This window comes from Sulfitobacter undariae (assembly GCF_014196805.1).
In the GTDB taxonomy this organism is placed as follows: Bacteria; Pseudomonadota; Alphaproteobacteria; order Rhodobacterales; family Rhodobacteraceae; genus Sulfitobacter; species Sulfitobacter undariae.
This window is the reverse complement of sequence record NZ_JACIEI010000018.1, coordinates 22,030-41,765: the sequence shown is the minus strand read 5'-3', so window position 1 is coordinate 41,765 and position 19,736 is coordinate 22,030. Positions and strand designations below refer to the sequence as shown.

General features: G+C 54.9%; 16 protein-coding genes. 5 read left to right on the top strand and 11 right to left on the bottom strand.

Translation table 11 applies throughout. The features are described 5' to 3' along the window. Positions 1-41: 41 nt before the first annotated feature. The 5 genes from GGR95_RS16515 to GGR95_RS16495 form a co-directional block, all read right to left on the bottom strand. A complete protein-coding gene (locus tag GGR95_RS16515) occupies positions 42-1,028 on the bottom strand; it encodes a TAXI family TRAP transporter solute-binding subunit (protein WP_184567825.1) in 987 nt (328 codons plus the stop codon). Between the two features lie 301 nt (positions 1,029-1,329). Continuing rightward, a complete protein-coding gene (locus GGR95_RS16510; protein WP_184567823.1) occupies positions 1,330-1,752 on the bottom strand; it encodes a DoxX protein in 423 nt (140 codons plus the stop codon). A gap of 139 nt (positions 1,753-1,891) precedes the next feature. Beyond that, the gene (locus GGR95_RS16505) at positions 1,892-2,689 is read right to left on the bottom strand and encodes a metal ABC transporter permease (RefSeq protein WP_184567821.1); all 798 of its coding nucleotides are present in this window, start codon (positions 2,687-2,689) and stop codon (positions 1,892-1,894) included. Continuing rightward, complete coding sequence (locus GGR95_RS16500) at positions 2,689-3,453, bottom strand: metal ABC transporter ATP-binding protein (protein ID WP_184567819.1); 765 nt, start codon at positions 3,451-3,453, stop codon at positions 2,689-2,691. The genes GGR95_RS16505 and GGR95_RS16500 overlap by 1 nt, the downstream gene beginning before the upstream one ends. Beyond that, positions 3,450-3,962 (bottom strand): helix-turn-helix domain-containing protein, encoded by a 513-nt coding sequence (locus GGR95_RS16495; protein WP_184567817.1) that lies wholly within the window; start codon positions 3,960-3,962, stop codon positions 3,450-3,452. The genes GGR95_RS16500 and GGR95_RS16495 overlap by 4 nt, the downstream gene beginning before the upstream one ends. 56 nt (positions 3,963-4,018) lie before the next feature. On the opposite strand from GGR95_RS16495, the gene GGR95_RS16490 reads away from it, so the two are divergent. Together GGR95_RS16490 and GGR95_RS16485 are read left to right on the top strand one after the other, a co-directional pair. Then, positions 4,019-5,002 carry a zinc ABC transporter substrate-binding protein gene (locus tag GGR95_RS16490; protein ID WP_184567815.1) on the top strand — a complete coding sequence of 328 codons (984 nt, stop codon included), beginning with the start codon at positions 4,019-4,021 and terminating at the stop codon, positions 5,000-5,002. A gap of 200 nt (positions 5,003-5,202) precedes the next feature. Beyond that, a complete protein-coding gene (locus GGR95_RS16485; RefSeq protein ID WP_246423429.1) occupies positions 5,203-7,995 on the top strand; it encodes an AMP-binding protein in 2,793 nt (930 codons plus the stop codon). Here GGR95_RS16485 and GGR95_RS16480 read toward each other — a convergent pair. After that, on the bottom strand, positions 7,973-8,737 hold the full coding sequence (locus tag GGR95_RS16480; RefSeq protein ID WP_184567811.1) for an SDR family NAD(P)-dependent oxidoreductase: 765 nt from the start codon (positions 8,735-8,737) through the stop codon (positions 7,973-7,975). The genes GGR95_RS16485 and GGR95_RS16480 overlap by 23 nt on opposite strands. Positions 8,738-8,947: 210 nt before the next feature. Between GGR95_RS16480 and rlmF the strand changes: the two genes are divergently transcribed. Both rlmF and GGR95_RS16470 read left to right on the top strand, forming a co-directional pair. Continuing rightward, complete coding sequence (rlmF, locus tag GGR95_RS16475; RefSeq protein ID WP_184567809.1) at positions 8,948-9,874, top strand: 23S rRNA (adenine(1618)-N(6))-methyltransferase RlmF; 927 nt, start codon at positions 8,948-8,950, stop codon at positions 9,872-9,874. Positions 9,875-10,451: 577 nt separating this feature from the next. After that, positions 10,452-10,682: a glycine zipper 2TM domain-containing protein gene (locus tag GGR95_RS16470; protein WP_184567807.1), complete on the top strand. Its 231-nt coding sequence runs from the start codon at positions 10,452-10,454 to the stop codon at positions 10,680-10,682. Between the two features lie 923 nt (positions 10,683-11,605). Here the strand turns inward: GGR95_RS16470 and katG are convergent. Beyond that, a complete protein-coding gene (katG, locus tag GGR95_RS16465; RefSeq protein WP_184567805.1) occupies positions 11,606-13,810 on the bottom strand; it encodes a catalase/peroxidase HPI in 2,205 nt (734 codons plus the stop codon). 119 nt (positions 13,811-13,929) lie between these two features. Between katG and GGR95_RS16460 the strand changes: the two genes are divergently transcribed. Continuing rightward, positions 13,930-14,841, top strand: a complete 912-nt coding sequence (locus tag GGR95_RS16460; RefSeq protein WP_184567803.1) for a hydrogen peroxide-inducible genes activator — start codon at positions 13,930-13,932, stop codon at positions 14,839-14,841. Positions 14,842-14,852: 11 nt separating this feature from the next. Here the strand turns inward: GGR95_RS16460 and GGR95_RS16455 are convergent, their stop codons facing one another. Genes GGR95_RS16455 through GGR95_RS16440 form a run of 4 tightly spaced genes read right to left on the bottom strand, consistent with a single transcriptional unit; the run spans position 14,853 to position 19,665 of the window. After that, positions 14,853-16,088 carry a Tm-1-like ATP-binding domain-containing protein gene (locus tag GGR95_RS16455; RefSeq protein ID WP_184567801.1) on the bottom strand — a complete coding sequence of 412 codons (1,236 nt, stop codon included), beginning with the start codon at positions 16,086-16,088 and terminating at the stop codon, positions 14,853-14,855. An 18-nt stretch (positions 16,089-16,106) separates the two neighbouring features. Further along, positions 16,107-17,594, bottom strand: a complete 1,488-nt coding sequence (locus GGR95_RS16450; protein WP_184567799.1) for an aldehyde dehydrogenase family protein — start codon at positions 17,592-17,594, stop codon at positions 16,107-16,109. Beyond that, a complete protein-coding gene (locus tag GGR95_RS16445; protein WP_184567796.1) occupies positions 17,591-19,114 on the bottom strand; it encodes a tripartite tricarboxylate transporter permease in 1,524 nt (507 codons plus the stop codon). Before GGR95_RS16445 ends, GGR95_RS16450 begins: the two co-directional genes overlap by 4 nt. Before the next feature lie 11 nt (positions 19,115-19,125). Then, a complete protein-coding gene (locus GGR95_RS16440) occupies positions 19,126-19,665 on the bottom strand; it encodes a tripartite tricarboxylate transporter TctB family protein (RefSeq protein WP_184567794.1) in 540 nt (179 codons plus the stop codon). Positions 19,666-19,736 lie beyond the last annotated feature (71 nt).

Genomic DNA, 19,736 nt, shown 5'->3' with positions numbered 1-19,736 from the left:
CGCGAAAAGGAGGGCCAGAAGCCCTCCCCTCACTAGTCGTCTCACTCGCGTAGATCGTCCGGTACTTCGGCACCGATTTCGTCGTAATAACGAAGCGCACCCGCATGCAGCGGGATTGGTGTCGCGGAGAGTGTGAATTCGACAGTTGTCTCATTCGTCGCAGGATGAATGGCCTGCAATTCTTTGATGTTCTCAAAGATTGTTTTTGTCAGCGAATACGCCAGATCGTCAGACATCTCGGAAGACACGGTCAGAACGTTTGGAATACCCAATACGGTGACATCTGCGGTCACACCATTATAGCTGTTGCCTGGAAGTGTCGTTTTAGCAAAGGTCGCATTGGCTTCCATCGCTGCTGTCAACTCCGCTTCGGTCAACGAAATGACGACAATATCTTGAGTAGTCGCAAGGTTCAGAATGGAGGACGTAGGTGCGCCAACGGACCAAAAACCAACGTCAATATCGCCATTCGCAAGCGCATCAGCCGTCTCGTTAAAGTTGAGCCGCTGCTCGTCGATATCATCATAAGAGATACCATTTGCCTCAAGGATTGCTTGCGTATTCACCTCAGTGCCTGAACCAGGTGCCCCAACAGAGACGCGTTTACCTTTGATATCTGCCAGCGATGTAATGCCGCTGCTTTCAAGCGCCACGATGTGCACCATGTTGGCATAAAGCGACGTCAGACCACGAACCATCGACAGTTGCTGGCCCTCAAATTTGCCTGTCCCAGTATATGCCTGTGCAACAGTATCCGCCAAAGCAATCGCAAGATCCGCATCGCCCGTCGCGATCAAACCCATGTTCTCGACGGATGCGCCTGTTACTTCTGCAGTCGCGGAATAGCCCTCGATGTGTTTGTTCACAACTTCAGCCAAGCCACCGCCAACAGGATAATAGGTCCCGCCTGTGCCGCCTGTTGCGATTGACAATTGTGTCTGCGCCACCGACGGCGTAGCAAAGCTCATTGCGACCAGCGTCGTAGCACCGAGCAAGCCAACAAATTTGGTGTTCAAGTGATGTAACATAAAAAGTCTCCCTTAAGGGCATCAAGCCCATTACGTTCTGTGTTTCCTCCAGAACTCAAAAAAGCATAAACATAGACGCAGGTGAAATACATAAGTTTACACTAAAATCATCAATTTAGTTCGTGAAAGCTCGCCAAGAGCAATGCTGAACCCATCTCACCGCTTCCAAACGGCGAGGCATCACAGTGTAAGCCGCATATCATGTGAAGAAACATCAGTCGAATCTACCACTGCAGGGATTCGGCGAAACAATGCTGCGCAGTTCGGCCAAGCAAATCTAGTGCTCTGCTAGCGGCAGTATTTACGCCTTTACACGTGCTTTGCGCCATCCGTCGATTGTATAGGTGTCATACTCACGCAGTAAGAACAGCGCAATCGCCGCTCCCAAGGCGGGAACTGCGGCCCACATCAAGTTATTGGGGTATTGAGTAAAATTGATGAGGTTCGGAATTGATGCCAACACACCGGCGGCCTGCATCAAAGCCAATACTGCATAGCTCAGGCTGCGCATAAATCCGAGAACAAAGGCCACAACGATCACCACTTGGACGATGCCCACCGCCGTCCCCATGTGACTCGTGACGAATTCAAGACCGTAAGCGTTTTTAAAAACGTTTTCAAACCATTCAGGGCGATAGAATTTAAGCGAGCTCCACACCCCGAAAAAAGCACCTATACTGAGGCGGAGTATCAGGAGGGAGAGCGATATCTTCTTGTCGTGCATGACTGCGCCAGCCTTCTATTCTATGGATTACGGTGTGACGCCCCTATCCCGATTACATTGCGGAAGCGGCACACAGCACCCAACCATAGAATTTGGGAAATTACGAAACACAGTCTTGTTATACCCTGCGCGACTAATGTTACTGGCTTGAGGAGCGCAGGCTCCCAACGATGCTAAGCGCGGCAAAGATCAGGGCCGCGACACAGACAATTGACGGCCCCGCAGGAGTATCCAACACATAAGCAGCCCGCAACCCGACCAAAGCCGAGACACTGCCAATACCTGCCGCAACCATGGCCATGCCTTCGGGTGTACGGCTCAGCGGTCTTGCAGCGGCGGCAGGAATAATCAGCATCGCAGCGATCAGCAAAACGCCGACAACTTTGATCGCAACAGCGACAGTAATGGCCAGCGCCAGCGTCAGGACAAGTTGCTCGCGCTTGGGGTTAATCCCGCTGGCATAGGCCAGATCCTCGTTCAGCGTTGCAGTTAATAAATCCGACCAGCGCCACCCAATCAGCGCCACAACAAGCGCCGCTCCGCCCCAGATCACTGACAGATCAACGCGCGACACAGCCAGAATGTCACCAAATAGATACGCCATAAGATCAATGCGAATACCCGACAGGAACGACACCGCCACCAGCCCAAAAGCCAGCGCCGAATGCGCCATTACGCCCAAAAGCGTGTCCATGGCATAGCCACGTCCCGTGAGCATGTTCACCGTGAGCGCCATGATCAACGCAACAAGCATCGTCCCCGCAAAAACCGAGATCGACAAGGCCAGCGACAGGGCGATGCCCAAAATCGAAGCATGCGCCGTGGCGTCGCCAAAATAGGCCATGCGCCGCCAAACAACAAAGCACCCCAAAGGGGCCGCTGCAAACGCCACGCCAACACCAGCAAGCGTGGCACGCACCATAAAATCGTCCAGCATTATTCGACAGCCTCTGTGGGGGAGTGGGAGCATGCGCCCAGCGCATCATGATTGTGATCGTGGTCATGGTCGTGATCGTGGCGATAAAGAGCCAACGCGCCCAGTGTGCCAGAACCGAATAATGCGCGATACTCTGGCGCGGAGGCCACGACCTCGGGCGTGCCTTCGCAACAGACATGACCGTTCAGACAGATCACCCGATCCGAGGCGCTCATCACCACGTGCAATTCGTGGCTGATCATCAAAACGGCGCAGCCCGTCTGGCGACGCACTGTATCGATTTGCTGGTAAAACGCGGCAGAACCGGGTTGATCAAGCCCCTGCGTTGCCTCATCGAGCAGCAATATTTGCGGCTTGCCGATCAATGCACGTGCCAACAAAACCCGCTGGAACTGCCCACCCGACAGGCGCGCCATCTGTGCCTTGGCAAGATCAGGCACACCCGCTTGCTTCAATGCCGCATCTATTGCTGCAGGTGCCACACCATTTGGCAGCGCCAAAAACCGCGCAACGCTCATCGGCAATGTCGGGTCGATATGCAGTTTTTGCGGCACATAACCCAATTTAACATCAGCCCCCTGTGTGACCCGCCCCTTTGACGGCTTCACAGCCCCAATGATCGCCCGCAAAAGGCTGGTTTTACCCGAACCATTCGGCCCGACGATTGTAACGATTTCCCCTGCATCCACATGCAGGGATACATTGGACAGCACAGTGTGGCCGCCGTAGCGGATGCTGAGGTTATGAACTTCAATCAGGCTCATGCGGGGGCCTTTTCAACACAAGCGGGGCAGACACCCTCGGCCTCAACCACGGTGCGCTCAATCTGGAAACCGGTGGCTTTTGCTGCAAATGCCAAAGCACCGCGCGTGATTTCAGACTGTGCTTCCGCGACGGAATCACACAGGCGACAAATCATAAAAGCAGGCGCGTGGATCGCATCGGGATGTGCGCAGGCGATAAACGCATTGAGCCGTTCGATTTTATGCGCAAGCCCGTGGGTGACCAGAAAATCAAGTGCGCGGTAAGCAACGGGGGGTTGCGAGCCGAAACCGTCATCGCGCAATTTATCGAGAATAACATAAGCCCCCAAGGCCCTGTGTTCTTGCAGCAAAATTTCCAGCACCTTGCGGCGCACAGGCGTAAACCGCAGCCCTTCCTCGGCGCAGCGTGCTTCAGCCGCGGACAAGCCACCCACCACACAAGCTGTATGATCGTGATGTGCAAAGCCCAGAGGGCCATCGGTTGAAGCACCCGAAGATTTACTTGTCATGTTATTACATTTCCCGTACTGAAACCGTAATGTTATACAATCACACGGAATCAACAATGTCCAGAACACTCCTGCCCCTTTCCTTCGCCGCGGCCCTGCTTGGCAACACTGTTTTGGCTGACGCACCAAGCGTTGCTGTCGATATCGCCCCCGTGCATTCGCTAGTTGCGCGGGTGATGGAAGGGGTCGCGACCCCGAATTTGATCATTCAATCCGGTGCCAGCCCCCACGAATACTCCTTACGCCCCTCCGAAGCGCGTGCTTTGCAAGAGGCAGATGTGGTGTTTTGGGTTAGTGAGGGCATCACGCCGTGGCTGCAAAGCGCGCTGGAGACTCTGGCCGCTGATGCAGCGGTAACCGAGCTTTTGGAGACCGATGGCACAATTGAATTGGAATTCCGCCAAGGTGCGTTGTTTGAAAAGCATGAGCACGGTGAAGAGGCGGAACACGATGGGCATGAAGAGCACGACGCACACGCAGATCATGAAGGCGATGATAACCACGATGACCATGCAGGCCACGGCCATGGAGAACATGATCCGCACGCATGGCTGTCACCCCAAAACGCATCAAACTGGCTGAACATCATCGCGGGACAACTCTCTGCCACAGATCCTGACAATGCGGGCGCATACTTTGCAAATGCTGCAGCAGGCCGCGCCGAGATTGTTGCCCTGACCGCCGAAATCAATGGGATGCTAGAGCCGCTGCGCGGTGGCAAGTTTATCGCTTTTCATGATGCCTACCAGTATTTTGAAAACGACTTTAACTTCCCTGCCTCGGGCGCGATTTCGGTCAGTGATGCATCTGATCCCAGCCCCGCCCGCATCGCCGAAATCCGCGACAGAATTGCCTCTGAAGGGATCGATTGCGTTCTGGCAGAACCCCAGTTTAATCCCGGCCTCATTGCGACGACCCTAGAGGGATCGGACGCGAAAACAGCGGTGATTGACCCCTTGGGTTCCGATCTGGAAATCGGCGCAGGTCTTTACCCTCAGGTCATCCGCAACCTTGCGGCATCCCTTGCAGATTGCCTCTAATCCGCAGCTTCGGTTATTTTCACGCAAAAAGTCTCCGCCCTTTCATGGAATGGCGGAGATCAAACCCACGTCAGAAACGGGTTTATCCAACATCGCCAATTTGGCCTTGAAATCCACGAGTGATCAGACGAAGACATCAGTGAATGTCGCAATTCAATGCGATAACGTCGCAACCGATTGCTGATAGGGTGGCTGTTACTTTGACTGAATTTTTAGATATCCCCAGCCAAATTGCACAGGCGCTGCAATATCACTCAGACAAGCCCGCCTTAGCCGACAGAGCGGCAGCGCTCAGCTATGGCCAATTAGCGGATTTTATCAGCAAGCTTCAGCCTCTTATGCCCAGCGATGCGCCTGTTGCTGTATTTGGCAAACCCTCACTGGCTTTTGGCGCTGCCGTGACAGCCTGCATCGTCTCGGGCCGCCCGTTTGTACATCTGGACCCTGCGATGCCCAACGAGGTTTTGGGTAATATTCTGGAAGAACTGGCAATCAATACCGTTTTTCTGGCCGAGCCCCCTACCGCAGGCCAATTACCCCAGAGCTGCACCCGCATTGAAGTGGCTGCGCAGCTTGATGATCTCAGCCCCACACCACCACGTCCTGTCATCGCCCCAAAGGTGGCTGCCGATGACATCATTTATATTGTTGCGACATCAGGCACGACAGGCAAACCCAAGTGCATTCCTGTGACCCAAATCTCTGCCGCGCTGTCCTATGCATGGCGCGATACCTACACCCCATATGGCCCCGATGATCGGGTGGGTGCCTATATTTTTGCCATCTGGGAGATGTTTCGCCCGCTGCGCAACGGCGCCAGCGTACATTTCGCGCAGTTCAACGAGCTGATGAGCCCGACGGCGCTGGTCCGTTTCTGGCAACGCACCGGCGTGACAGAGATGTTGTTCACGCCGTCCGCACTGGAGAAAAGCCTGCTGGCTTTACCCAACACGGCACTGCCCGATTTGTCGTTGCAGCGCATCATCCTGAACGGCGAAGTGGTGAGCGATGATCTGATCGCCGCTGTGCGCCACAAACTGCCTGATGTAACGCTGTTGAACCTCTATAGTATTTGCGAAACCCATGACATTTGCATCACCGATGTTACCGCACGAGAGGCGCAGAGCGGTCCCGTCTCAGTAGGTGTGCCGATGGCGCATCTGCGGGCCGTGGTACTGGATGACAACGATCAGCCTTGCCCCGCTGGCCAGCCCGGCTTGCTGCATTTTGAAGGCCCCGACATGTTGGGGCCCGGTTACATCAACCGCCCCGAGGAAACGGCGCTGCGGTTTCGCACCCTGAAGCTGGACGGACGCGATGCACGTTTGTACGACACTGGCGATCAAGGCTATGTGGACAGAAATAGCGCGGTGTTTGTGATTGGGCGCATCGCCCATATGCTCAAGCTGCGCGGCCACAGCATCCAGACCCGCGAATTGACGGAGTCATTGCACGACTACATCGGCTTTCAACAAGGGGTGCCGTGGATCAAACCCATCGCGGGCCAAGACAACGCGCTGGTGCTGTATTACACTTGCGACGCGGATCAGGCAGCACAGAATGCGAAGAACTGGGGCTTGGATAAGACCCAAATGCGCATTCCCGCCGCCCTATCCAAGGCCCTGCGCAAAGACCTGCCCGCCTATTGCATCCCCAGCTATCTTATCCGTCTTGATGATATCCCGATCAACGCTGTGTCAGGCAAATACGACTACAAACGCCTGCCAGATATAGATGTGCAAGATGCGCAGGTCGATGACGGCACGGCGTTGCCAACCCTCGCGCAGGCCGCCAAGGTCATGGGGTGTGATGTGGACGCCCTCGATCTCGGCCTGTCGTTCGGCGATCAGGGCGGTGATTCACTGATGGCGGTGACGTTTCTTTTGTCGCTTGAGGAGATTTACAACTGCCCTGTGGATTTCGACTTTGCCCTGAACGTGCCTTTAGGGCGGCTGCATGATCTGCTGTCCGAGGCCACACGCGACAGTGTTCAGGCAGAGTTCACCCGCACGGGAATTTTGCTGACAGGCGCCACCGGTTTTCTAGGCAGTAGCGTTCTGAAAGCCGCCGCTGCTGCCTTGCCTGAGGATCAGGTGATTTACTGTGTGATCCGCGAAAAACGTAATGCCTCCGCCGACCGCCTCCAGCGCATTGCCGCCACCCATGGGGTCGACCCCGATAGATTGGTGCTGATCTCCGCCTCGCTTGAGGACACGCGCTTTGGGTTGGATCAGCAAAGCTATCTCCAACTGGCTGCTTGTGTCCGCAGCGTCATCCACTGCGCGGCGATGGTGAATCTAGCGGTTGACCGCAGCCATTCGCAAAAGTGGTCGCAAACGGGCATCAGCAATATCTTGGCGTTTTGCGCGGAGGCGCAGGCCGATCTGCGTTACACATCTTCCACGGCAGTGTTCCCCGATGCTGGCGGTCCCTTCCCCGAAGCCGCGACCAAAGTGTTTGAAGGGTGTTCGGGCTATGGCGCGGCCAAAATCGACGCCGAGGCGCAGATCATCGCGTCTGGAGTCCCCGCTGCGATTTTTCGCCTGCCGTCGCTGTATGATCTAGCCGCGCCTAATCCTCATGACATCTACGAGATCATCATGACCGCCTGTAATCACCTACAGGCCGTGCCGGAGGGGATCACGTTTCGCATGGTTGACGTGCACAAGGTGGCGGCGGTTCTGGTTGGCATGACGCCAGTTAATGTTGGCGCGCAATATTACAACTACGGGTCAGACATCTTTGTGACACCCGTTCTGATCCCAGATCATTTTACCGTTTGTGCGCCGCAAGACTGGCTGCGTGACGCGCCGTTATCCGATGCCCAGCGGGCTTTGATCGCGTCGGATATGTTGGTGCTGCGGGCAACCTCACGGTTTGAACATACAAACGCCAAAGCCGCATGGGGGCAGGTTATGGATGGCGATTTCGCAACTGCCGCAGACCCCGCTGCCCTTGTACAGGCAAGGTTTACCAATTCGTCGCCGCGTTAACCTTGATATCTTCCATGGTAATCGCACGCCCTGCGTCACTGGCCAGAAACGCCACCAGATCAGCAATCTCGGAAGGCTGCACCAAGGCCCCTTGCGGGTTTGACGCATTGTATTTCGCCTGAATTTCGGCCCGTGACAGGCCCGTTTCCGCAGTTTCCGCGTCCACAAAGGATTTCAGCATTTCGGTTTCAACCCATGTGGGGCTGATGCTGATACAGGTGATCCCATGCGCGGCCCCTTCAAGGCTGACAACGCGCCCCAAGCCCAACAGCCCTGCCTTAGACGTGCAATAGGCCACGTTGTTTTCCAGCCCCTCATGGGCGGCGGTCGAGGCAAGATTGATGATCCGCCCCCAACCCTGCGCTTTCATAATAGGCATCACAGCGCGGATCATTTTGAATGTGCCAGTCAGATTGGTATCAATATGGGCGTCCCACATATCATCTGGATGGTCGATCACCGGAGATTCTTCATAGACACCCGCCGTATTGAGCAAGATATCCACGCGGCCATGCGCCGCAATCACACGCGCGACAAAGGCGGCCACACTGTCACTGTTGCGCACATCCAGGGCAGCCACCAGTACAGGCCGGCCCAGTTTTTCATGTAATTCAGCCACCGACGCAGGATCATCCCCGCGCCGCGCACCAATGCACACTGTAATGCCATCCGCGATAAACCGTTTAGCCGTCGCCAAACCCATACCCGACAGCCCGCCTGTAATAATCGCCACTTTCGCCATGTTATCCCCACCTTTTGTAATCCGATAGGTGCGTTGTGCACGCAAGACACCTTGGTGTTCAACTTATTGTTTTCAGACCTGCGACTTCGTGCCTCCCAACCGATCATTCCAAATTCAACACCCTATTAATTTTACTATTTGCACATGAAGGTTTAAGAGCAATGAGCGGTTTGGATCGTGATCTCTACCAACTTTAAGGACAGCTATCCCATGGCCACCAAAACGATGCTGCACCCTCGCAATCAACATAGAGAAGGTTACGATTTCGAGCGTTTAGTGGCGCAGTCACCCGAGCTTGAGGCGTTTACAACTCGCAATCCTGTCGGTCGGACGACCATCGACTTCCAAGACGTGGGCGCGGTGCGAATGCTTAACCGAGCGCTGCTAAAGACATATTATGACATAGATTTCTGGGATATTCCTGCCGATTATCTATGCCCACCGATCCCCGGCCGTGTCGATTACATCCATTATCTGGCGGACTTGCTGGCCGACAACAATGATCAAGAAATCCCCCGCGGGCCCAATATCAAGGTGTTAGACATCGGTACTGGCGCGAGCTTGGTCTATCCCCTAATCGGCCAGAGTGAATACGGCTGGGACTTCACTGGCGTCGATGTAGACGCAGGCGCGATCAAATCGGCACAACGGATTTGCGAAACCAACAAGCTGAACATCGCCCTCAGACGGCAAGATATACCTGAAAACACCCTTAGAGGCGTGATCAAGCCAGATGATGTGTTTCACGTCACCCTGTGCAACCCACCTTTCCATGCCTCTATGGAGCAAGCCAATAGAGGCACCCAACGCAAGTGGAGTAACCTTGGTAAGGGAAAGTCACAAAAACTCAATTTTGGCGGTCAAAATGCTGAACTTTGGTATCCGGGTGGAGAGATAAAATTTATCGCCAACATGGTCGAACAAAGCAGGGATTTTGCCGACCAATGCCTATGGTTTAGTTCTTTAGTGTCGAAAAAAGACAACCTCCAGCCGCTCTACAAAATCTTGAGAAAAGCTAAAGTTGCGGATTTTAAGGTCGTCGAAATGGCACAGGGGCAAAAAATAAGCCGTTTTATTGCATGGACTTACATAAGAAGAAATCAGCGCTCTCAGTTCCTTAGCGACCTTGCCAAATGAATTGACTGGCAAGCGCACTCCCCGAGGCGTTTGACCCCTCCCTTGGTGCAAGACTGGTGGAAGCCTACTTCGATTATAAAGAAAGACGTTGAGGCCTTGAGGTACGTCGGCTTTGTTACTGCTGAGGATGACTGGGGCCAAAAGTCTAGTGATATTATTTTATATCAAGCTGACATTTTCCTCAGGGGTGATGATTGGGAAACAAAGTTTAACGAAAAATCATACAGCTTAACGGAATCTGGCAGGATACACTTTGATCGGAGAGTTTCAGATATGAAACAGAGTCGTGATCCTAAAAAATGACTCTTTTCAGGTAGTCAGCCCCCTGACACAAATTTTCAAAATTTAAATATATATATTTAATACAATATGTTAAATTAACTATGAGCCCCGCCACCACAGAGAGATGGAAATTCGAATATCGCCTATCAGGCAAAGAAACCTTTCACTCACTGGCGCTTCGCCGCCTATCCTGCACCGTCGTAATCAGGCACTTCTTGTCAGTACAATTGACGACAGCTATCTGGTTTATGTAGGCCCGCGCTCGGCTGGCCCAGTCAAAACAAGGTAAATAAAAATGAAAACAGTAGGCATCACAGCAGTCCTCGCAAGCATGGCTCTTTTGCAAGCCTGTTCCACTAGCCCACAGCAGCAACGGCAAGTTGGCTGTGTCGGCGCAGCCGTAACAGGCGCGGCACTTGGTGCAGCAGTCGGCAACCAGCTCGGCGGCGGATCTGGCAAAGACATCCTGACGGCCTCCGGTGCTGTTGCAGGCGGCTTGGCCGGAAACAACGCAGCAGGCTGCTAAGCGCGCCCGCATTGCTATAAATACGATATGCGGGGACAAGGCACAGCCTTGGCACCCCGCATATATACCGGAGCGTGCGCCCTACTCGACAGCTCAAGCTGCTGCATTGGCCCCCCATCTAAAATCGGTTCTTTCAGAATGCTGTCAATCATGTGGTTGCGCCGCAGCAGCTTTTGAATGCTGCAAGTCACAATGACTATTCGCAGCCAGATTTACCGTGCCCGTATCCAACCACCTTGTCGATCCCGCGACAGTAAGCGCATGCCAAAGCGCCATTTTTCCTCGCCAGCCTCATCTGTGAACTAAATATCAACACCCTTCGCGCAGTTTATCCTGCATGAAACAGATTCAGTGTTCAATTGGTTGGGATAGCGGATGTTAAATGGACGGACACAGCGCTTGGCGCTACTTGCAATGACCCTCTTCGCGGTAATCATCACCTTATTTGCGGGCCCTGCACTCGCCCAGGTGCGGGCGACGAACCGTTTGATCATTAAACACGATTATGGAGGGTCAATCGGACAGCGGCAACACGAGCTTCGTAGCCTAAGACGTGAAAGAAAAAGAGTGGAAATTCATGGCACATGTAATTCAGCGTGCACCATGTACCTTGGCTTACCTACTGTATGCGTCAGCCCCTCAGCATCGTTTGGATTTCACGGGCCGAAAGGCGTGAATGGCCCCCTACCGCCTGACGCATTTGAACATTGGTCGCGTGTAATGTCGCAAGGTTTACCCCCCTCGCTAGAGAGGTGGTTTATGCAACAGGCACGTTATGTTCGCTCGGGGTTTCTCCGTATTTCAGGCAAGCAGTTAATCAATATGGGATACGCACGCTGCTGACCTCGTGAAAGCTAAGTCAGGCTTCAGCAAAGCAAAACGCGGCCCCGATTGGAGCCGCGTTCTTTTTAAGTCCGGTTGGATTACTTCAGGTCGAAGCGATCAAGTTCCATCACTTTCACCCAAGCAGCAATGAACTGCTTTACAAACAGGGCCTCACCGTCTCCTGCGGCATAAACTTCTGCCAATGCGCGCAACTGACTGTTGGAACCGAACACCAAATCAACACGTGTGCCCGTGCGTTTGACCTCGCCAGTTGCGACATCGCGTGCCTCAAAGACTTCCTGCTCACCTGCGACTGGCTTCCAGACAACACCCATTTCCATGAGGGCCGTAAAGAAACCATTGCTCAACGTCCCGGGTTTATCCGTCCACACACCATGCGATGCGGCGCCAAAATTGGCCCCCAACACACGCAAACCGCCAACCAGAACAGTCATTTCAGGCGCTGTAAGTGTCAAAAGCTGTGCACGGTCCACCAGCAGTTCTTCTGCGGAGATGGTAAAGTTGCGGCTCTGATAGTTGCGGAAACCATCAACCAAAGGCTTGAGCACATCGATGCTCTCCACATCGGTTTGCTTTTGGCTTGCGTCGCCACGGCCCGGCGTGAAGGGAACAGTCACATCATGACCGCCCGCTTTGGCTGCGGCTTCAACTGCTGCGGTCCCCGCCAGAACAATCATATCCGCCATCGAAACAGGCTTGCCGAAATCTGCGCGGATCGCTTCCAATACCTCCAGAACTTTGGCTAGTTGTGCCGGCTCATTGACTTCCCAATCTTTCATCGGTGCCAAACGAATGCGTGCACCATTGGCACCGCCGCGTTTGTCAGAACCACGGAAGGTTGAGGCAGATGCCCAAGCCGTTGAGACGAGTTCACCTGTGCTCAGACCCGATGCGAGGATTTTCGCTTTCAATTCAGCCACGTCCGCATCCCCGATCAATGCGTGATCCGGTGTTGGGATCGGGTCTTGCCAGATCAGTTCCTCGGTGGGGACTTCTTTACCCAGATACAGCGAAACAGGGCCCATATCGCGGTGGATCAATTTGAACCAAGCACGTGCAAAAGCGTCTGCAAATTTGTCTGGGTTGGCATGGAAATCTTTGGAGATTGCGAGGTAAATAGGGTCTTCACGCAGCGCCATATCCGCTGTGGTCATCATGGGCGGGTGTTTTGCGTCACTATGCGCATCAGGCACAGCTTTTGCCAGCTTGCCCGCCGCTGGTTTCCATTGATGTGCACCGGCAGGTGATTTGGTCAACTCCCACTCGTTGTCCAGCAACATGTCAAAGAATGTCATGTCCCAAGTGATCGGCGTCGGGGTCCATGCGCCTTCAATGCCAGAAGTGATCGCGTGCACGCCTTTGCCGCTCTCGAAGGTTGAAAGCCAGCCAAGGCCCTGCGCTTCAATCGGTGCGCCTTCTGGTTCTGGCCCAAGCAACGCGGCATCCCCTGCCCCATGCGCCTTACCAAAGGTGTGGCCCCCTGCAACAAGGGCGACAGTTTCTTCGTCGTTCATGCCCATGCGGCCAAAAGTATCGCGAATATCACGGCCAGAGGCGACAGGATCAGGATTGCCGTCGGGGCCTTCGGGGTTCACATAGATCAGACCCATCTGTACAGCGGCCAGTGGATTTTCCAGATCGCGATCACCGGAATAGCGGCTGTTTTCGCCACCGGATTCTTCCAGCCAAATTTCCTCAGAGCCCCAATAGATATCATCTTCGGGTTCCCAGATGTCCACACGGCCACCACCAAAGCCAAAGGTTTTAAAACCCATGTCTTCCAAGGCGCAGTTCCCCGTCAGAACCAGCAAATCGGCCCAAGAGATTTTATTGCCGTATTTTTGCTTGATCGGCCACAAAAGGCGGCGCGCTTTATCAAGGTTGCCGTTGTCAGGCCAAGAGTTCAGCGGCGCGAAACGCTGTGTTCCTGAAGTGGAGCCGCCACGGCCATCCGCCGTGCGATATGTCCCCGCCGAGTGCCACGCCATGCGGATAAAGAACGGGCCATAGTGGCCGTAATCCGCAGGCCACCAGTCTTGGCTGTCTTTCATCAAGGCAATAATGTCGGCTTTCAACGCATCCAGATCAAGCTGCTTGAATGCCTCGGCATAATCAAAATCGCCGCCCATCGGGTCTGATGCAGGCTGGTTCTGGTGCAGCATCTTGAGGTTCAATTGGTTTGGCCACCAATCATGGTTCGCGCGACCGCTGTTATTGGCTTGTTTATTTGCGCCAAAACCCATTGGGCAGCCGCCCTTTTCGCCGTTATCCGATCCGTCCATGCTTACTCTCCGATGCATAAAATTCCTGCGGGGATTCGCACCCCCCTATAGAATGGTTCTAACAAGTTTACCTCATATCTATAAGTTTGTTTTTCCGATAACCGTGATAAGCTAAGCCTATGATCAATTTTACGCTTAAACAGCTCCGATATTTTGAGGCCCTTGCCCGTCACGGCCATTTTGGCAATGCCGCCGATATCTGCGCCATATCGCAACCCGCCCTCTCCGCGCAGATTGCAGCGCTTGAGGCCGCTTTAGGCCAGCAATTGTTTGAACGCGGTGCACGGCAGATACGCCTCACGGCTTTTGGAGAGAAATTCGGCCTACGCGCCAGTATCATTCTACGCGAAGCAGAGGCGCTGGCAGATATGGCGCGCGGAGCTGGCAACACCGCCCTTGACCGCCTGCGTATTGGCGTAATCCCAACAATTGCGCCCTATCTGCTGCCTTCTATCATTGGCCACATCACCGCCGCCAACCCTGAAATTGATCTGATGGTACGCGAAACCATGACCCAAAAGCTAATCGAGGAATTGAGCGAAGGAAAACTGGATTGCGCCATTGTTGCCTTGCCTGTCTCGGAGCCATCTTTAACCGAAGTTGCACTGTTTGAAGAAGCCATGGTTCTGGTGCGCCCACCACAAGACGCTGACCGCCCTGTGCCTGATATGGATACGCTCAGCCAGATGAAGCTGTTGTTGCTGGAGGAAGGCCATTGTTTCCGTGATCAGGCACTGTCTTTTTGCTCCATGCGCAATGCGTTGCCACGCGAAGGCCTGGATGGATCATCGCTGTCAACGCTGGTGCAGATGGTGGGCGCAGGCATCGGTGTAACCCTGATCCCCGAAATGGCCATTCCGGTTGAAACGCGTTCGGCCACCGTCAGCATCGCTGCGCTGGGTGCGCCACATCCCAAACGCACCGTCGGAATGATCTGGCGCAAGACTTCCGCGCTCACCCCCCAGCTAGAAGAGATCGCCGATCTGGTGCGCGAAGCCGCTGCAGCACACCCCGCGTTTTCAAAACCTTAAAGGTCAGCAGCTTAAAGAGTCGTCTTTACTATCCCCTCCGTGATCCAAGCATCCAGAACAGCCAGTGCCGCATCTGCGAAGGCTTGGTCATTGATGTGACAGTCCAGCAGGCTCAGCCCGACAGGCGCTTGCACGGCTTTGGTCATTTCATCCACCATAGCGGCCAAAGCCTCGGGATCATGGGCAGGGCCGCCTTCTTTGTCCCACTCCTCAATCCCCTGTATGGGCATCAACACATGCGCAGGGCCTTTGCCTCCCGCCAGACGCTGCGCCATTTCGCGGGCAACGCCGCGCCGTTCCTCTCCCGAGAGGGCCGCCGATTTGATCAAACGGTTATGAGCATGAAACGGGCGGTCCGCATAGGCGGCGGGAATCTTTTGCCAGCCTGCAAAGTCGATCAAATCTGCGCAACCCGGTGCCACAATCTGCGGAATGCCCATGGCCCCTGCCCCTGTCAGGCGGTCCGCGCCAGAATGGACCACCGATCCGCCGATCAAATTGCTCAACTCTTGTTGCGAGAAGTCCATCACAGCGGCAAAATACCCCTGCCGTGCCAGCGCTTCAAACGCCATGCCACCCATGCCCGTGGCATGAAACACTGCCACTTCAAAACCGCGCTCTAGCAGCGGGTCGCGCAGCAGCTTCATGTATTTCAGGCACGAAGACCCCAGTGAGGTCATCCCGATGACCGGGCGTTTCTTTTCGAGTTTCTCCACTGCCATAGCAGCCCCCAGCACCGCCCCCGCCGCCTGTGACAGCGACGATTTGCAGACCGAGTTCAGGCCAAACAGCCCCCCTGCCCAGAGGATCATCTGGATATCAGGGCTCAGCCGCTCTGTCGGGATGATGGGTGAAAAGCTGACTGTTGAGACAACATATTTCGGCACACCCATCGGCAAGGCCTGTGCACAATCCAGAGCCAGATCCGTGCCCATGGTGCCACCCAGCACAATCATGCCATCCATCCGACCCTCGGCATGCATTTGCGCTGTCAGCTTGGCCGCGCCCTGCGCCATGATCTGCATGGCGATGTTTTCCTCGCGGCTGTCAATTGCCGCCTGAATAGAAGAACCACCCGCCTGCGCCACCTGATGTTTCGACACATCCGTTGGTTTTGAAGGGTCCCCCAAAACGCTCACATCCATCGACACTGTCTTGCCGCCCATCGCCTCAATGCGATCAGCCACATAATGCAGCTCTTCGTCTTTGGTGTCATATGTCCCGATCACCAGAATGGTTTTTGTCATCACAGGCCCTCCCGAGGCTTATAGCTGTATCCATGCCGTTTTGAGATCACGGAATTTGTCCATCCCATGCGGCGATTTATCATGACCATTGCCCGACTGCCCGACACCGCCCAAAGGCACAGTGTTATCCGCCCCTCCATAGGTGTTCACATGCACCACACCTGCGCGCAGGCTCTCCACCATGCGGTGCGCGCGGCTGATATCACGGGTAAAGACACCTGCCGACAACCCGTAATCCGTGCCATTGGCCAAGGCCACCGCCTCCTCCTCGGTGTCAAAAGGCTGAACCGTGACAACGGGGCCAAAGACCTCCTTTTGCACCACTGCGCTGACCTGTGCGGCGTTATCAAACACGGTTGGCGCAATGTAGAATCCGCCCGTATCGGCATGGAGACGCGTGCCGCCTGTGCGCAAATCAGCGCCTTCGGATTTGGCCAGATCAATCGCGCTCAGGATGTTATCCATTTGAGTTTGCGAGGCAATCGCCCCCGCTGCCGTGCCAAGGTCCAGCGGATCACCCACCGCCATCTTCTCGGCATAGGCGACAACACGGCCGGTGAATTCGGCATGTACATTGCGTGCCACAATGATCCGCGATGCCGCAATGCAGACCTGTCCCGAGTTACGGAAGATCGCGCCCACAGCCGTCTTGGCCGCTGCATCCAGATCAGCAGTATCATCAAACACAACCAGCGGGGATTTACCGCCCAGCTCTAGGTAGACCCGTTTGAGATTGCTCGCCGCCGCATATTCCATCAAGCGCCGCCCGACCCCGCCAGAACCTGTGAACGTCAGCACATCCACATCCATGTGCCGGCCCAGCGCAGCGCCCGCACCAATCCCCGTGCCTGTCACCACGTTTAACACGCCGTCGGGCAGCCCTGCTTCATGACAAATCTCAACGAGTCGCAGCAGGCTCAGCGAGGCGATTTCAGAAGGTTTCACCACCACGCTATTACCTGCCGCCAATGCAGGCGCGATCTTCCATGCACCGATCATCAACGGGAAATTCCACGGCACAATCGCACCGACCACACCCACTGGCGCATGCAGCACCATACCCAGCGTGCCGGGCGCTGTGGGGGCGACTTCGCCATATTGTTTATCGCACAATTCACCGTAATAACGGAAAGTACCTGCCGCTGACATCGGCTCGGCTTTGATCGCCATAGAAATTTCTGTGCCGTTATCCCGCACCCCCAGCACGGCCAAGGCTTGCGCCTCGGCGGCGATCGCATCGCCAATCCGCTGCAAGATACGCCCCCGCGCTGCAGGGGCCATGCGCGACCAACGGCCATCGTCAAAGGCACGGCGTGCCGCAATAACAGCGCGGTCAATATCCTCACCCCCCCCCGCAGCAATGGTGCTCAGCACTGTACCGTCAATCGGGGAAATCACATCCAGCGCCGCCCCCGTGGCCGACGAAACAGCAATGCCGTCGATGATGTTTTGCCCTGCCTCTACAGGTGTGTTGCGCAACGTGTTAATCTGGTCTTGGGTGATCATAAGTCCCCCTCCTGTGTCAGGTGAATATCTGTATCAACATCGCGCGGCGGATTGCGCCAATCGCGGATTAGGGTGCGGATGTGGAGGCCAATCACCAATAGGATCATTACAAAAATGATCATCGAAATCGGGCGATCGATCATGTCCCATGGGGTCTTGACCCGTGGCATCGCAGACCGCAGTTTCGTTTCCATGATCCCGCCCAGCACCATGCCCAGAATGATCGGCACAATCGGCAAGTTCAGCCGTTTCAGGATCACGCCAAACACCCCGAACCCCGCCGCCAAAGCACAATCTGTCAGGGAATTGCGCAGACTATAAACCCCCACAAATCCCAGCAGCAGGATCGTCACCCCGATCAAGCGCGTGGGCAGTTCAATAATCCGCGTCAAAACGTTGGTGGAAAAGATCAGGAACACCAGCACAATCACATTCAACACCAACAGCGCGAGATAAAGCGCCATGACAAAATCCATCTGACCTTGGAACAACTGCGGCCCCGGAATGACGTTGTGCACGTAAAAAACGGTCAACATCATCGCCGTCAGCGCTTCGCCCGGGATACCCAGCGCCAACAGCGGGATCATCGCCGCCGCAGGTACCGCGTTATTCGCCGCCTCAGAAGCAATCAGCCCTTCGGGTGCGCCTTTACCAAACAGTTCAGGCGTTTTGGAGGTTTTCTGTGCATAGGTGTAGGACATGAATTGCGCGGTGAATTCGCCCACCCCCGGTATCATACCCATCAACACGCCAAAGCCGGACGAAACCGTCGCCACACGTTTGTAGAGCCATAACTCTTTTAGCCCTGACAAAAGCGAGCCGCTGACTGATTTGATCTTAGGCGTCTCATCAGGCTGAACCAGCAGCAAAAAGGCTTGGCTCAGCGCGAATAATCCCAAAACCACAACAATCAGATCAACGCCAGACGTCAGCCACGTTTGCCCAAAGGTGAACTGGCGTGAATAGGTAATCGGTTCCAGCCCAATGGTTTGCAAAAAGATACCGAAAGACGCCAACATACCCGCTGCGAACACCTGACCACGGTGGGCAAGCACCACAAGGATGATCCCCAAAAGCGCGGCCAGAAAAATCTCGCGCGATCCGAAATGCGGTGCGACTTTGGCCAATAGCGGGGCCAGCAGCATCAGGCAGATGATGGAAAAAACACCGCCAAAGAAAGACGCCGAATAGGCCAGTGCCACAGCGCGGCGGGCCTCGCCATTTTGGGTCATCGGGTAGCCGTCATATGTGGTCAATGCATTCACTGCCGTACCGGGTGTGTTGATCAACACCGCAGGCAGCGCACCACCATACATGCTGGACCCGTAAATGCCCAACAACATCACCAGCCCCACCAATGGCGGCATGGCGAATGTCGCAGGCAACAGGATCGCAATCGCCACCGCCGCGCCGACGCCCGGAATAGCGCCAATAATCACGCCCCCGATAGAGCCAACCAGCAGTGCCAAAAGCACCTGCCAATCCATTAACAACGTCACGGCAGAAGTCAGTACATCCATCTCGGCTACCTTCAGAAATATGTGAGCATGAAGGCGCGCAATCCGCTCGGGAGAAGCTCATAAACGGCCCCTCCGGGGATTTTCACCTGTAGGAAAGATTTGAACAAAACCACGATTACAATCGCCATACCCGACATACTGAACAGCACCCGCCAATTGCGGTATCCCGCACGCAGGCTCAGCAAAACGGCGAACAGCATCGTTGTTCCCAAATAGCCCAATTGTAGCACAACCAAGACATAAGCCATGAACCAGCCTGCATATTCCAGTGCACGCACCCATTGGAACACCTCGCTCCAACGGCCCAAAATGCGCGGCGACAACGCCGAGGACAGCAAATGCAAGGCTGCAAAAAACACCATCAGCATCACTGAGATACTGGGCCAGAAGGCGGGCTGGGTGAATGTCTTGCCCCCTGTCTTCCACGGTGCTTGCGTGCCAAGCTGGCTGAGCAGAAACAACGATAGAGCCAGAAACATCCACGCAAAGACAATATCACCCGGGCGCCGATAGCGTTTGAACAGCTCTTGCAAGCCTTTGAGACGGGTCATGGCGGACCTTTCTTGAATGTAGATCAGATCGCAAAAAGGCACCGCCGCTCTGGATCAGAACAGCGGTGCAG